12 protein-coding genes are annotated in these 14991 nt (G+C 46.1%); 2 read left to right on the forward strand and 10 right to left on the reverse strand.

Translation table 11 applies throughout. The features are described 5' to 3' along the window. Positions 1 to 27: 27 nt before the first annotated feature. The 5 genes from thiK to hinT form a co-directional block, all read right to left on the reverse strand. Positions 28 to 909, reverse strand: a complete 882-nt coding sequence (gene thiK / locus QTO06_RS04465; RefSeq protein ID WP_331406991.1) for a thiamine kinase — start codon at positions 907 to 909, stop codon at positions 28 to 30. Positions 910 to 951: 42 nt separating this feature from the next. Continuing rightward, positions 952 to 1542, reverse strand: coding sequence for a penicillin-binding protein activator LpoB (lpoB, locus tag QTO06_RS04470; RefSeq protein ID WP_005431666.1), 591 nt, complete (start codon positions 1540 to 1542; stop codon positions 952 to 954). A gap of 91 nt (positions 1543 to 1633) precedes the next feature. Continuing rightward, positions 1634 to 2026 carry a YcfL family protein gene (locus QTO06_RS04475; protein ID WP_005431649.1) on the reverse strand — a complete coding sequence of 131 codons (393 nt, stop codon included), beginning with the start codon at positions 2024 to 2026 and terminating at the stop codon, positions 1634 to 1636. Further along, a complete protein-coding gene (locus tag QTO06_RS04480) occupies positions 2026 to 3420 on the reverse strand; it encodes a COG3014 family protein (RefSeq protein ID WP_103411108.1) in 1395 nt (464 codons plus the stop codon). Before QTO06_RS04480 ends, QTO06_RS04475 begins: the two co-directional genes overlap by 1 nt. Before the next feature lie 70 nt (positions 3421 to 3490). Then, on the reverse strand, positions 3491 to 3841 hold the full coding sequence (hinT, locus tag QTO06_RS04485) for a purine nucleoside phosphoramidase (RefSeq protein WP_005437511.1): 351 nt from the start codon (positions 3839 to 3841) through the stop codon (positions 3491 to 3493). Positions 3842 to 4076: 235 nt separating this feature from the next. On the opposite strand from hinT, the gene QTO06_RS04490 reads away from it, so the two are divergent. Next, entirely contained in the window at positions 4077 to 6068 is a 1992-nt protein-coding gene (locus tag QTO06_RS04490; RefSeq protein ID WP_331406992.1) for a methyl-accepting chemotaxis protein, read from the forward strand. A gap of 165 nt (positions 6069 to 6233) precedes the next feature. Further along, complete coding sequence (locus QTO06_RS04495) at positions 6234 to 7394, forward strand: DUF1887 family protein (protein WP_331406993.1); 1161 nt, start codon at positions 6234 to 6236, stop codon at positions 7392 to 7394. A 159-nt stretch (positions 7395 to 7553) separates the two neighbouring features. Here the strand turns inward: QTO06_RS04495 and udp are convergent, their stop codons facing one another. The 5 genes from udp to QTO06_RS04520 all read right to left on the reverse strand — a co-directional run bounded on the left by udp (position 7554) and on the right by QTO06_RS04520 (position 14941). Beyond that, positions 7554 to 8312, reverse strand: coding sequence for a uridine phosphorylase (udp, locus tag QTO06_RS04500; protein ID WP_005437517.1), 759 nt, complete (start codon positions 8310 to 8312; stop codon positions 7554 to 7556). A gap of 321 nt (positions 8313 to 8633) precedes the next feature. Beyond that, positions 8634 to 10940: a zinc/cadmium/mercury/lead-transporting ATPase gene (locus QTO06_RS04505; protein ID WP_331406994.1), complete on the reverse strand. Its 2307-nt coding sequence runs from the start codon at positions 10938 to 10940 to the stop codon at positions 8634 to 8636. Between the two features lie 100 nt (positions 10941 to 11040). Next, positions 11041 to 12492, reverse strand: coding sequence for an MATE family efflux transporter (locus QTO06_RS04510; protein ID WP_005437521.1), 1452 nt, complete (start codon positions 12490 to 12492; stop codon positions 11041 to 11043). A gap of 63 nt (positions 12493 to 12555) precedes the next feature. Further along, positions 12556 to 12975 (reverse strand): CBS domain-containing protein, encoded by a 420-nt coding sequence (locus QTO06_RS04515; RefSeq protein WP_005437523.1) that lies wholly within the window; start codon positions 12973 to 12975, stop codon positions 12556 to 12558. 346 nt (positions 12976 to 13321) lie between these two features. Next, complete coding sequence (locus tag QTO06_RS04520; RefSeq protein ID WP_331406995.1) at positions 13322 to 14941, reverse strand: NAD(P)/FAD-dependent oxidoreductase; 1620 nt, start codon at positions 14939 to 14941, stop codon at positions 13322 to 13324. Positions 14942 to 14991: the final 50 nt, after the last annotated feature.

Genomic DNA, 14991 nt, shown 5'->3' on the forward strand with positions numbered 1-14991 from the left:
ATTTCTTTATGGTTAAAGAGGAAAAAGTCATGAGTTATCAAAACAGTGATCTTCCATACATAATAAGTCTTTAAACTCACGAGCACTGTCTAAGTATTGTTCATCATCCCACAATTTGTAGGCCAATAAATACCAAAGCATCGCCATCATTCGAGTTCTTGGCATCCACGCTTGCACGCCTTCCAACCATAAAGCAACGTCTTCAATACCACGAATCTGGCAATATTGTTCTACACCCCGTTCAATAGGCATATCGGCGAGTTGCAGAATCAACGTCAAGTCGAGTCTTGGGTCCGCTAAGCCAGCGTACTCCCAATCAATCACTTTCACGCCATCTTCGCCACGAACTAAGTTGTAACACCCAAGATCAAAATGGCACAGTGCTGCAGGGACTTGCGCCACGCTTGGCTCAGAACGCCACTTTTGATAAAGCGCTTCGTACTCAGTGCCGACGTACTGACCACTAAGTTCCAACCAATAATGGTCGATGCGCGAAAGATACGAGAACGGTACTAAAGGAACCGCCGTTGCAGGATATTCATGAATCCTAGCCGCAATCGGCAATAGCTCTTCAATATCAATACCTGGCTTCGTCAACGTTTCACCCGGCACCCACTCCACCAATAAACCTTGCTCGTGAACAAACACGGGCTTCGGGCCTAAATTGAGCGGAGCAATCGCGTTGAGAACTTGATATTCATTGTGGCGAGATATAGCAAAGGCCTTGCATACATTACTGGTCGGTCGCCAGACGTAAGCAAGGCCTTCAGAGGATTCCAACCGCCAACAGCGATTGGTCAATCCACCAGTGACGGTTTGAACCTTCACTGGTGGCGAAGTAAAGAAGCCATCAAGAGTATTTAGACTCGGGTCTAAGTGTTTCGCTTGTTGCCAAGAAAACCACGCCATGAATGACTTCTCCACTCAGGTCAAAAGACCAAACAGAATCAATTAAAGACCAAATAGGCTCTTAGATTGTTCTTTACGGATTTCAGTCTCATCCGCCCACTCAATCAAACCAGTTTCAAGGTCCATTAGACGCATGGTCATTTTGTAGTAAACGTCTTTGTCACTACCTGCATTTTTCACGATGCTAGAAAGGTTTCCGTAAAGCATGTATTGCGCACCGACCATTTTACCGAATTGGATTGCTGTGCTTTGGTTCACTAGCTCGTCAGTGTTTTGGAAGTTAAGTTGCTCACGAACAGACTCAACGCGGTCCATATCTACGAAACGGAACTTACCAGAGTTCAGCATCTTAGTAGAGATAGTGTCTGTGATTGATTCCGTATCAATATGTTCGCTTGTCTTGTTCTTGATACGCTCAACAAACACGATAGGACGTTGGTCACGAGTAATTGCTGCCACTGAACCTGACATCATCATGCTGTCGACCATTTCGCCAGCAATTTTTTGTAGATCCGTCGAGCCGAAATCGATCGTTGTGGTTTCAGTCGCTTGCGCATCACCGTAAGAGACTTTGTTTGAACAACCACCCAGAATGACGGCAAGACCTAAAAGAGCAATAATACTTTTTTTCATGAGAGTTCCTTAGTTTGTGTTTCATCCCGAGACGTCTCCATCTTGGGAAAGCAGCATAGCTACCTAAAAAATATGTATCCCAAAGCTTGGGTTAGTTATCTTGTGCTTCGCGAATTTGTACACGGAATTGAGTCCCATTCGGGTTCACCGTCACTTCAGACAAAGTCACTTGTTCAAATCCACGCACAATCATTTTGCGCCATGGACCTGGTTTGGTATTCACTTCTAATCCAGTATTGTCATACCAGTAAAAACGATAAAGAATCTCTTGATCGCCTTTGTAATTACTGCTCAGTTGAACAACACCGCGTGGACGGTCATCCACATAAGTCGTGGTAATGTTGTCTACCAACAGGCGACTACCCATGACGTTATCGTGGAAGAAAACCTTTTGCGTTTGGCCATCGATTCGGATTCCCGCAGTGTTATCTGCACAACCTGCTAAACCTACTATCACTGCCAAACCTATAAGCCATGCTCTCATTACAACCTCCCTAGCTGTTTATGCCACACCGTAGAATGTGTTCCCTGACGAGAAACCCAAACCAACGTTGTTTGCTGTGCTGGCACTTCGAATTGATACACCTGATCACCAACGTTCAGACTCTGCTGACCCGGCTTGACGACTTTCGACGCCGTTTTCACCGTGCCCGGAAGTGTCTGCCAACTTCTGGTATCAGGTTGTTCAGTTAGTGTATTCCACACGTTGAAAAGAATGTTGCCGACATCGTCACCTTTCGCCGCTTCTTTTCGAATTCTGTCTTTGGCCCAAACACGAATTGCCTGACGAATCACAATCGTCGTTAAACGCTCATGCAAATCGTTTTGCGCCATTGCATTCACATCAGCCAATGTGCTTGAAGGTAGCTTTTTACCATTCAACGCAACATCACCAAAACGTTGGGTTCCGCGCTTCGGATAATAAGGCAGTGCGAGCGAGTAGATCGCACCATCACCTCGGCTGTCATAGATTGGTAAATCAATACGCCAACCTTGTAGCGCTTCCACCACACCTTGCTCATCAATCACAATCACGCGACCTTGCGACTTACTCAGCCCTGATGGTGCTTTGCCGTAGCGCTTCTCTAGCATACGCAGATCTTGACGCATACCGAGCTTTTTCGCCGCATACATCGTGCTTTCAATCACTTGCTTGTTATCTGGCATCACTGCAAGTGCACGACGATAGTCTACATACGCACTGTTCAAATCTCGTGACGCTTCATACAGCAATCCAGAAAGGTAGAATAAGTAACCATTTTGTACAGAGCTCAGCTTTTTGCCTGCGTCTGGGTAGTTGGCTAGCACACTACCTAAGTTCGCTGACATACCTTGCTTCTTAAGATCCTTCTCTGCTTGATTTAGTTCCTTTTCACGTGCTTTCTTTGCCGCCTCTTGCACTTGGTTTGCGCGGCGCATTTCAACCAGCGCCCCCTCAAGGTCATTTTTTTGTAGGTAGTTCAGACCAAGGTACAAATGCAAAAAGCCGAGTTCATAGTCGGCAGGTTGGTATTCGTTTAAATTGTCGTTAACGGCAAGAGAACCCACACTGGTCGCCGTTTCCGTAACAGAAATGGTAGCGCGATCTTGTTGTTTGCGTACTGCACGATCGCTGTCTTCAAGTGAACTCAGGCTGGTTGGGTAGTCTTGCGCAAGAAACGAGATTCGGCCTTGTTCAAAGTTGCCAAGTATATCGCCACCGACATCACTCGATTGCAGTTGCTCAGCTTTGGCATATTCGCCAGCAACCACAGCTTGATAAACTTCTTTATTTTGGTCGCTATAATGACTGAACAGATTGCCAGCGGATAAGTTTGCACATCCTGTAGCAAGCAGGACCCAGCTCATCAATCCGAATAGCTTCACACCATGTTTCACATTTATCTCCACAAATGTGTTGTTCAAGGAAGAAAGAAGTGGATGAATCACCTCACCCACTCCTAAAAGATTAACTCAATACCATAGGGCCTAAAGGACGACCGCCCACTAGGTGCATATGAATATGATAGACTTCCTGACCGCCATGTGAGTTACAGTTTACGATCAAACGGTAACCGTCTTCTGCAATGCCTTCTTCTTTAGCAAGCTTCTTCGCTACCGTGAACATACGTCCCATCATCGCTTCGTCTTCCGCTTCCACGTCATTTACTGTCGGGATCAGCTTATTTGGAATGATAAGGATATGGCTTGGCGCACGCGGATTGATGTCACGAAATGCCGTTACTAAGTCATCTTGGTAAAGGACATCTGCTGGGATTTCTTTGCGAATAATTTTGCTAAAGATGGTTTCTTCCGCCATGGGTACTCCATTTTATAAGGTGTGTAACCTATTTAGTATGCGCTAAGCCAAAAGCGAGCTCAATAAAAAACAGTGTTCACTTAACATTATCAATATAAGTCGTGACGTTGAAGCTTTTTTTGTCGTGTGCGTCATAAAACGTGCGTCGCAAACTCAATACAATCCAGTGAATTTTGTTACTTTTTTAAGACAATTCTTATTTATATTGTCTATTTTTGGGAGAGGAAGCTCACTTATGCGAGGTTCAGTTATTAAACGGATGTATGCAGGCTTCGCACTGATCATCGTCCTGTTTGCTGTCACGATTGCCATTATGATGGGGGGCATGAATGATATTCACGGTAAATTTGAGACGGTATCTAAGTCTTCATTACCACTTGTTTCATTATCTAACCAAACCAGTGTTGAACTGCTTTCTGCAGACAAATCTTTTAAAGACTTCCTGACCACAGAGAATAAACAACGCATGGATGAGATGCGTCAGGAATTTGCCAAATCTCAACAAACCTTTGAAGCGACATTGAACCAACTTGAAGTCGCGAGCCAAATCTACCCTTCTCTTGCCGAACCTTTTTCTCAGCTTAAAGAACTTGAGCAGAGCTACTTTACCGAAGCAAAGGAAGCCATGGATAACTACGAAGCGATGTTCGCTGCACAAGAAGAAGTGCAAAAATCTTCTCGTCGCTTCCAACAACTCAATACTGAGCTATCTGTGGGTCTAAAAGAGTACGTGGCGGATCAATCCAGCATCTCAGTTAAAGTGATGGCGAAAAGCTACTTTATTAAGCTGAAAGATGCAGAAGTGATTACGTCAGATGCGCTGGCAAGCTCAAATCCTGAATTTGTGACGCAAGCCGTAGCAAAAAACCGCAAGGCGGTGACGCACCTGAATTACGCTTTCCGCGGTTTGGTTACTCAACTTCCTGAGCTTAAAGAAGCCTTCGGCGAGTCTGTTGAACAATTTACCCGTGATGTAGGTATGCGTGGTGGTGTTTTAGACCAACACAATAACTATCTATCGGCACGTGCGGCGCTTTACAACAACATCGCCAACCTTGCCACCAAAGTTGACTCAAGCATGTCGATTCTTGAGCAGTTCACTACAACAGCAACCAATAAGCTGAACGAATCTCTTGCAGACGCAGGCGATATCTACTCCGCAGGTGTTACCAAAGCGATTGTGATTGGCGTCATTGTGGTATTGTTTGCAGCGGCTATCGGTTACCACATTGCTCATAGTGTTCGTGAGCCACTGACTCGTATTCTGAAGGCATTAGAAGGTCTGACAGAAGGCGACATGACGCAACGCATTGATATTCGTTACAACAACGAATTCAGCCGTGTGAGTGGTCATATCAATACGCTGGCAGACAGCCTACATAACATCCTTGTTAAGCTGAACGACGCATCAGAAAACCTAGCGTCTACAGCCTCGACGAACGAGCAGACGTCTTCTCAAGCACAAGCTCAGTTGAACTCTCAGCGTGAGCAAACCGCAAACGTAGCCACGGCAATGACAGAGATGTCTCACTCAGTGCAAGAAGTCGCACAAAGTGCACAAGGGTCACTAGAAATGGTTCAGCGCGTAGAAACCGCTTCAGACCAAGGTCGCAACGTTATGAACAGTAACATCTCGACCATTAACCAGTTAGAAACGCGTTTGAATGAATCTGTGTCTGCGGTTTCTGAGCTACAGAGAATGAGCGGCCAAATCGGTTCGATTCTAGACGTGATTCGTAACATCGCTGAACAAACTAACCTGTTGGCACTCAACGCTGCCATTGAAGCCGCTCGTGCGGGTGAACAAGGTCGCGGTTTTGCGGTAGTGGCAGATGAAGTTCGCGTGCTGGCTTCCAAGACCACACAATCGACAACTGAGATTGAAGCAATGATCAGTAACCTTCAATCCAGTTCGCAGTCTGCTAACCAAGTTATTCAAAGCTGCATGAGCGATATGGAAATGTCTGTTGAGCAAGCCTCTAAAGCAAACAGCTCAATGGAAGAAATCCAAGCGCTGATCATCGAAATCAGTCAGATGAGTACCCACATATCCCAAGCGGCGGCTGAGCAGAGCGAGACTTCTGCAGATATTGCGCGCAGCATTGAAGACATCAACAGTATTGCCGACCAAAGCTACCATGCAATGTCGAGCATCGCGCAAACCAGTGAATCTTTGACTCAACTGGCACATCAACAAAACGAACTGGTTCATCGATTTAAACTATAAAGTTTTATGTAAAAACTAGAAAATTCATTGCAACCAACTGTATAAGGGCGACTTTTTATTGAAGTCGCCCTTGTTTTTTATGAGCTGTGTCTACATATGGTTTATATGGCTTGCTCATCCCTTTTCTTTTCTCTTTTCGAGCAAGCCAAATAAGAAGGAAAACCTATGGCTGTTCATGTTGGTATTATCGACCAAGATCCAGTGAGATTAGTCACTCCTCTTTTGGATAATCGCACTGTAAGTACACATATCGTCTTCATCGGCGACAAAAGCCAATCCGATATGTACGAGCGACTGAGCGCAGTATTAGAGCAGCGAGAAATTACGTCTGAATTCTTTGAAATTCCTTCTGCAGTAAACACATCTCTGATCAAACAATCTGTCCATCAATTGGCAAAAGACCTCCATGACCGAGGTGAAGAAGTAAAACTCAATGCAAGCTGTGGCCTCCGTCACCGACTGCTTTCCGTGTACGAAGTCTTCCGTACGTACCGCTGGCCAATCTTCGTAGTAGAACCAAACAGCGACAAACTGTGCTGGCTTTACCCAGATGGCAAAGAAGACACGCAAGTGGAAGACCACATTACGATTTCTGATTACCTCACTATTTTCGGTGCACGCGGTGAATTCCACCACGTAGACCTTCCTCCTCAACTTGACCAAAAGCTTTACGAACTGGGCGAACGCTGGGCATCTAACGCACTAGAACTTGGCCCTGGCCTTGCGACGCTAAACTACCTTGCAACCACTTGTCGTAAAGAGCAGAAGTTGGATGTTGAGCTTTCTGAGAAACAACAAGGCTATCGCGAGCTGAACATGCTGCTGACCGATTTAGTCGAGGCACAAATCGCGACATACGAAAATGGCGTGCTGACGTTTGCGGATGAAGACGCTCGTCGTTTCTCTAACGGTGAATGGTTAGAAACGTTAGTGCACAGCACTGTGAAGCAGATTCAAGACACCATGCCGACGATCCAAGACCGTTCATTGAACGTGCAGGTTTATCGCAAACTCGGTGAGAGCGAAGTTCGCAATGAACTTGATGTCGCAACGGTGGTGAACAACAAACTTCACATCATCGAATGTAAAACCAAAGGCATGCGCGATGACGGTGATGACACCTTGTACAAGCTTGAATCTTTGCGTGATCTGTTAGGTGGCCTACAAGCTCGTGCCATGCTGGTCAGCTTCCGTCCGCTGCGTCATAACGACATCACACGTGCTGAAGACTTAGGATTAGCACTTATCGGCCCAGACGAGCTGAAAGATCTCAAAACTCACCTAAGTGCTTGGTTTGAAGCCGCTGGTGGTTCTGACGAAATCTAATCGTCGATATCGATCAAAAATCAAAAAAGCAGCCTCGAGCTGCTTTTTTATTGCGTCAGATTTGTTGTTTGAATACTCAGACAAAACTGCCAGATAGAAAAAACCAGAGGCGAACCTCTGGTTTTTCCCGTTTGTTTAAATGCCAACTAAATGTTGTGCTTAAAGCATCTTACGCGCTGCTTCTACTACAACTTTAATTGAGCGAGCTTCCGTTTCTTTCAGCGTTGAATGATCTGGAATCTCTTTTTGCGTACGGTTGATGATTACACCCGCCACACAACCTGCTTTCAGGCCAGAGCTTGCACACATAGTTAGCAGTGTTGCTGACTCCATTTCGAAGTTCAGAACGCCCATGTCTTGCCACTCTTGCATAGAACCTTGGAAACGCTTAACAACGCGACCAGAGAACGTATCGTAACGCTCTTGACCTGGGTAGAAAGTGTCACTTGAAGCAGTCACACCCATATGAACTGTCGCACCAGACTCTTCAACCGCTGCCTTCATTGCTGTTGCGATTTCAAAATCTGCTACTGCTGGGAACTCCATTGGAGCAAAGTGTAGGCTCGCGCCATCTAGGCGAACAGAACCTGTAGTAACGATCATGTCACCCACGTTTACGTGTGGTTGGATTGCACCAGTAGTACCTACACGTAGGAAAGTGCGAACGCCAAGCTGCGCCAACTCTTCTACTGCGATAGAAGTAGATGGGCCACCGATACCAGTAGAACAAACCACAACAGGTTTACCGTCTAGCTCTGCACGGTATAGCGTGTATTCACGGTGACTTGCTAGAAATACTGGGTTTTCCATTTCTTCAGCGATTTTTTGTACGCGTGCTGGATCGCCTGGAATGATTGCTAGAGTAGCACCATTAAGATCCGCTTCAGTAACACCTAAATGGAATACAGCTTGAGACATAAGTCGCTCCTTGTTGTGGCTTATTTTGTAAACAATAAGCTCATTAATAAGTTGTTGGGTACAGATGCACTGTAGCGAACCTTTCACCAACATTGAGTGATCACAGTCACAATGAAACAATGTAATAAATCTACACTTTCAAATAAAAACGGTTTTGATCACACTTTTGAAGCCATAAGATCATTTCGTTGCATACCAATGAGTGATTTACCAAACGAATCATTCATCTTTGTTATCTACACCTTCAGGACAGAAAAAAGCCCAAGGTACGATGACCTCGGGCTATTTATTCAACATTCAAAGATGTATGAAAGGTTGATACTACTTCACTTGTTTTGATTCAAAGCGAAGCAGACGCAGTGCATTCAGTGTGACCAGTGCCGTAGCACCACTGTCGGCAAGAACTGCAACCCATAAACCGGTAATACCCAGTAAGCTTGTTACTAAGAACACACCTTTTAGGCCTAATGCTAACGCCACGTTCTGACGAATGTTGTTCAGCGTCGCACGTGATAGCTCGATCATACCTGCTAGCTCGATCAAACGATTGTGAGTCAGCGCGGCATCAGCCGTTTCGAGTGCAACGTCAGTACCACCGCCCATCGCAATACCAATGCTTGAAGCTTTCATCGCTGGTGCGTCGTTAATACCATCGCCTACCATCGCAACCGTGTGCTGCGCTGAAATCTCTTCTACGTAGTGCACTTTGTCTGCTGGTAGCAAACTTGCTTTGTAATCAAGGCCAATTTGGTTCGCAATTGCTTCAGCACTGCGAGTGTTGTCACCTGTTAGCATCACAGATGAAATACCCAGTTTCTTCAATGCAGCAACGGCTTGTTGAGCATCTTGACGAAGCGTGTCTTGCCAAGCAATCAAACCTATCACTTCGTGATCGTGGCGTGCGATAACCACGGTTTTACCTTGTCCTTCCAACGCCAAGACTTGCTGCTCTACCTGTTGTGAGATTGGGAAGTCAGCTTTCGATGGAGCTATCACCTGAACCAATTTGCCTTCAACAAGCCCTGTCACACCAGAACCAACCTGCGCGGTTTTGTCTGCAGCTTCAGGAATGTTGATGCCTTGCTCTTGCGCTTTGTTAACCAACGAAATGGCCAGTGGGTGGCTTGATCCAATCTCAATCGACGCCGTCAGGCGAAGCAATTGCTCTTCAGTCACATCAAACGGCACCACATCAGTCACTTGGGGTTTACCTTGTGTCAACGTACCCGTTTTGTCGAAAGCAACTGATTCAACACGTCCCAGCAGCTCAAGCGCAGCACCACCTTTGATCAGTGCGCCTCGTTTTGCCGCCGCCGCTAAGCCAGAAGTGATCGCCGCTGGCGTAGAGATAACCAAAGCACATGGACATGCAATCAACAATAACGCTAAACCACGGTATACCCACGTTTCCCAAGGTTGAGCAAACAACAATGGTGGTGTAATGATGACTAATAGAGAAACAAGCATCATCAACGGTGTGTACCAACGGCTGAACTTATCTAAGAAACGTTCAAGTGGCGCTTTACGTGATTCCGCTTCTTCAATCAAATGCAGGATACGGTCAATCGCGTTCTCACCTTGGCGAGACGTCACTTTGACTTGAACGACTTTATCGACAACCACAGCACCCGCCATGATTTTACCGCCTTCGTTATGCTCTACGGGAACAGACTCGCCCGTTAACGCACTTTCATCAAAGCTTGCCGCTTGAGTCATCAGCAAACCATCAGCTGGCATACGACCGCCAGGCGCAACTTCAATCACATCACCCGGTTGTAGCTGTGACGCAGGCACTTCTTGACGTTCACCATCTACAATCAGTGTTGTGTTCTCTGGAACAAGATCCATCAAAGCTTGAACACCGCTACGAGCACGAGATGATGCATATGCTTCTAACTTTTCACCAATAAGGAAAAGCAATAGCACCATCGCCGCTTCAGCGGTTTCACCGAGGTAAAGCGCACCTAACGCCGCCACACTCATTAATGTTTCAATCGCAAATGGCGTACCAGTACGAGCCAACTTGACCGCTTTCATCGCAACAGGGTATAAGCCGAGCAAACAGGTTAAAGTAAATAGCCAAGTACTCAGCGTTGGATTGAAGTCAGAAATGATGCCAGCAAACGCCATCGCGCCTGCAATGGATAGGATTTGAACATTGTCTTTGATAACGCCCAACCAACCCTTTTTCTCTGCTTTTGGTTTGGGTGCATCTGTCGATGTCAGTGGGAAACCAGTTTGCTGAGAAACCTGCTCGATGACAGAAGCTAACGCACGATTATCAAAATCGACCACTAACTTTTCTGTCGCGAATAACACTTTGGCGTTCGTGACACCTTCAACAGAAGAAATGGCTTTTTCAAGTTTTTGAGCACAGGCAGGGCAATCCATGCCTGACACTAACCAGCTATGGCGAATGGAAGATTCAAGGGGTTCGGCAGGGCCTTCATCTTCAAGAGAATCCGAGCTGCAGCTTCCGCCGCTGCAACAAGAATCCTCTGAAGTGATCACGCTTGCTTGCGTAATATTAAGAGCAGGTTTTGCCGGTGCGCAGCAAGAGTCGTTTGCACCTAACGCCACCGCAGAGTTGATTTTGCCTGATTGGCAACCTTGATGTTTCGTACACATAATTCACTTTCCTTATTGGTGATAAGTCTCTATCTACCGCTAAGAATAAACCTTAGAGCTAACTCCAAGGTCAAGCGTATTTATGTGAAATTAGGAAAATTTACGCTTTTTCCTCTTCCAGAGCGGTGGCGACCTCATCAATCAATACCGCATCGTGAGAACAGAAAGGCTGAGTATTAACGCAAGTGATGGCAGGATCATCTTCCACCAAGTCTTCACCAAAGTTCTGCATCAGGTCTTTGATGTGTTTATTCAGCACAACTAACGCCAGAAGACCAAAAACAATCGTACCCACTGCTTGGCCGTAAAGCACACCAAGCGCACCATACCACTGAGAACCGAAGTAAACGAAAGGCAACGTGCCGATGGTCGCTTTGCCCAAATTCAACGCCGTTGAGTACAGCGGTTTACCAAGGTTATTGAAGGACGTGTTGGCGACAAACAAAGTACCATTGAACACAAACGTAATCGCCACATAGGTACAGAAAGCAGCAACAATAATCGCAGCGTCACCCGTTAGGCTGAACATGGCAACAATGTAATCTTGCAGGACGTAAAGAAGAGCACATACGGCGAGAGTATAAATGGTAGTCACCAGTAAAGAATCGGTCAGAGTTCGCTTCACGCGATCCATCCGCTCCGCACCAAAGTTCTGACCAATGATTGGACCTACCGCGCCAGACAAAGCAAAAATCACCGCAAAACACACTGGAGTTAAACGCCCTATCACGGCAAAACCTGCCACAAAATCCTCACCAAATTGGGCAATGTGAGTGGTCACAATCGCATTACCAATCGGCGTAGCAGTGTTGGTAATAATGGCGGGCACGGCAATCGCCAAAATCGGTTTAAGGTTAATTTTAACGATATCGAGATTAGGGAATGAAACCAGCTTGTGCACTTTTACTAGTGGGTAAAGGGAGAAAGCTAATACCGTGAAACGCGCAATAACAGACGCCGCTGCCGCTCCTTCTACGTTCCATTTGAAGACGAAGATAAACAGCGGATCGAGAATCGCGTTAACAATACCCCCCGCCAAAGTCGCCCACATAGAGCGCTTCGCATCTCCCGCAGCACGCAATCCAGCACCGGCTGACATACCCAATGCGAGTATCGGTGCACTTGGTAATAGAATATTGAGATAAGCTTCAGCACGCTCGGCAGCGACTCCTTCTGCACCTATGGCGGCTAATAACTCTGGGATGTGGATGAACATACCAATGGTAATGACCAAGCTGATCATGAAGGCCACCAGCATGATGCTGCCACTCATCAACCTTGCTCGTTCAAAATCCTTTGCGCCAATCGCTTTAGATACCAAAGCCCCCATAGCAATCGAAGTACCGATGGATGCTGAGGTTGAGAAGAAAATCAGCGTTCCTGCAAAACCGACAGCTGCAGCAAGCTCTACCTGTCCTAGCATACTGATGAATAACATATCGAGCAGATCGACGACAAACAGTGCCATCAAACCGACAGAACCTGCACCAGACATCACTAAGATGTGGCGCATGGTAGAACCTTGGACAAACTTCGCGTCTTGCGTGGACATATTCTTCCTCAACGACAAAAAGACGCCGAGGCGTCTTTCGTCTTAATACTTATTGTTTTGTTCTTAAACGGGATGTTTGAAACATTCGTTCAGTGTTTTGCCGATGGCTCTTAAAACATCGCGTCTTGTGATCACACCAACGAGCTTATCTTTGTCATCCACCACCGGATACATCTTAGGTTTACCGACTTTCATCATGTCAGCCAATTCGATGATCGACATTTCAGGCGATACCGATAGCGCGTCTAAGTGCATGCACTCTTCTACTGTGTGTGTGTCCTGACAGTGGTAACTGGCTTTAACGAGTTTGTCTAAAAGGTCTTGTTCAGAAAGGAATCCGATGACTTTCTCGTTTTCGTCGATAACAGGCCCACCTAGAGTAACACTTTGCATCACCTTGTCCAAAGCCGCCGTCAACGACATGTTCTTGGTGAAAGTCACTGCCTGTAACGTCATGTAATCTTTAACTTTAAGTGAATGCATTCTTATCTCCTTAGCGGCACGTTTTTGCTGCCTTTAAGATAAGTGTCGTCTAATTTCTTGATTTTACTAAATGGAAATTAGCAATTTTATTTATAGGTGTAGTCTATTGATCTTTATCTGAATTGATACATAACACAAAGCAATGAATACTGAGTTGCATATTTATTTAAAGTTACATCGACCATCTGCTTGGCTGTGAGCAAAGAATATACAAAGCTTGGACGTGATTCGAGTCAGGAGTGAGTCAATATAAGAAGGGCGAAAAGAAATAACTAGCTATGCAGCAGAAACAAAAAAGCCAGCCTTAGATTTAGGCTGGCTTTCGATGTTATATCACGCGATTAAATTATGCGTTTTCCATTGAAGCGACGATGTCACGAGCCACCGCTTCTGCCACTTTAATGCCATCGATACCCGCAGAAAGGATACCACCCGCGTAGCCAGCACCTTCACCCGCAGGGAAGAAACCTTTCAAGTTGATGCTCTGGAAGTCTTTACCACGCTTGATGCAAACTGGAGAAGACGTACGCGTCTCAACACCCGTCAGTAGACCGTCTTCAGAAGCAAAGCCTTTGATCTTGCGATCGAATGCTGGGATTGCTTCACGAATCGCTTCGATAGCAAACGCAGGTAGCGCTTTTGACAGGTCAGTCAGTTTGATACCCGGAGTGAATGATGGCTCTACATCACCCAGTGCACTTGGATCGCGACCTTTCAGGAAGTCACCGATTTTCTGTGCAGGTGCGTCATAGTTCTCACCACCGAGTATGTAAGCGCCCGATTCTAGTTCACGCTGGAAACGGATACCCGCTAGAGGATCACCTGGGTAATCAACTTCTGGAGAGATACCCACTACGATTGCGCTGTTCGCGTTACGCTCTGCACGAGAGTATTGGCTCATGCCGTTGGTTACCACGCGACCTTCTTCAGACGTTGCTGCAACAACAGTACCACCAGGACACATACAGAAACTGTAAACCGTACGGCCATTCTTACAGTGGTGAACCAGTTTGTAGTCTGCTGCACCAAGAATTGGGTGACCTGCGTTTGGACCAAAACGCGCTTCGTCGATCATCGACTGTTTGTGCTCAATACGGAAACCAACTGAGAACGGCTTCGCTTCCATGTAAACGCCACGGTCGTGCAGCATTTCAAAGGTATCACGAGCACTATGACCTACCGCTAGAACAACGTGACGAGATTTGATCTCTTCACCGTTTGATAGCGTTACGCCTGTGATTTGGCCATCTTCCATGTGTAGATCGTCAACACGAGTGCTAAAGCGGATCTCACCACCTAGCTCGATGATTTTCGCGCGCATCTTCTCGATCATAGTAACCAGTTTAAAGGTACCGATGTGCGGCTTACTTACGTATAGAATTTCTTCTGGAGCACCTGCTGCTACAAACTCAGTGATCACTTTACGACCATAGAAGTTTGGATCTTTCACTTGGCTGTAAAGCTTACCATCAGAGAAAGTACCCGCGCCGCCCTCACCAAACTGCACGTTTGATTCCGGGTTTAGTGTGCGCTTACGCCAAAAGCCGAACGTATCTTTAGTACGCTCACGTACTTCTTTACCGCGCTCAACGATGATTGGGTTAAAGCCCATTTGAGCCAAAACCAAGCCCGCAAATAGACCACAAGGACCAAAACCGATCACCACTGGGCGCTCTGTTAGGTTCTCTGGTGCTTTCGCTACAAACTTGTATTCCATATCTGGTGTTTGGCGAACGTGCGGATCTTTTTCGAATTTCGCTAGCAACGCTTCTTCATCACCTTCAACGATGATGTCTAGCGTGTAGATAAGGTGAATGTTGGTTTTCTTACGAGCATCGTAGCCGCGTCTAAAGACATTAAAAGAGATAACTTTCTCAGCAGCAATGCCAAGCTTTTTAGTAATCGCGTCCAATAGCGCGCCTTCCTCGTGATCAAGAGGAAGTTTAATTTCATTAATACGAATCATGTGATGTCTCGTTATGGTAGGTGTCTTAGCCAAAGCCACACATTTCCCTC

This window comes from Vibrio sp. M260121, from assembly GCF_036533715.1.
In the GTDB taxonomy this organism is placed as follows: Bacteria; Pseudomonadota; Gammaproteobacteria; order Enterobacterales; family Vibrionaceae; genus Vibrio.

Coding starts and splice junctions, on each gene's coding strand:
- thiK (WP_331406991.1), bottom strand. CDS start 909: ATGGCGTGGTTTTCTTGGCAACAAGCGAAACACTTAGACCCGAGTCTA.
- lpoB (WP_005431666.1), bottom strand. CDS start 1,542: ATGAAAAAAAGTATTATTGCTCTTTTAGGTCTTGCCGTCATTCTGGGT.
- QTO06_RS04475 (WP_005431649.1), bottom strand. CDS start 2,026: ATGAGAGCATGGCTTATAGGTTTGGCAGTGATAGTAGGTTTAGCAGGT.
- hinT (WP_005437511.1), bottom strand. CDS start 3,841: ATGGCGGAAGAAACCATCTTTAGCAAAATTATTCGCAAAGAAATCCCA.
- QTO06_RS04490 (WP_331406992.1), top strand. CDS start 4,077: ATGCGAGGTTCAGTTATTAAACGGATGTATGCAGGCTTCGCACTGATC.
- QTO06_RS04495 (WP_331406993.1), top strand. CDS start 6,234: ATGGCTGTTCATGTTGGTATTATCGACCAAGATCCAGTGAGATTAGTC.
- udp (WP_005437517.1), bottom strand. CDS start 8,312: ATGTCTCAAGCTGTATTCCATTTAGGTGTTACTGAAGCGGATCTTAAT.
- QTO06_RS04505 (WP_331406994.1), bottom strand. CDS start 10,940: ATGTGTACGAAACATCAAGGTTGCCAATCAGGCAAAATCAACTCTGCG.
- QTO06_RS04510 (WP_005437521.1), bottom strand. CDS start 12,492: ATGTCCACGCAAGACGCGAAGTTTGTCCAAGGTTCTACCATGCGCCAC.
- QTO06_RS04515 (WP_005437523.1), bottom strand. CDS start 12,975: ATGCATTCACTTAAAGTTAAAGATTACATGACGTTACAGGCAGTGACT.
- QTO06_RS04520 (WP_331406995.1), bottom strand. CDS start 14,941: ATGATTCGTATTAATGAAATTAAACTTCCTCTTGATCACGAGGAAGGC.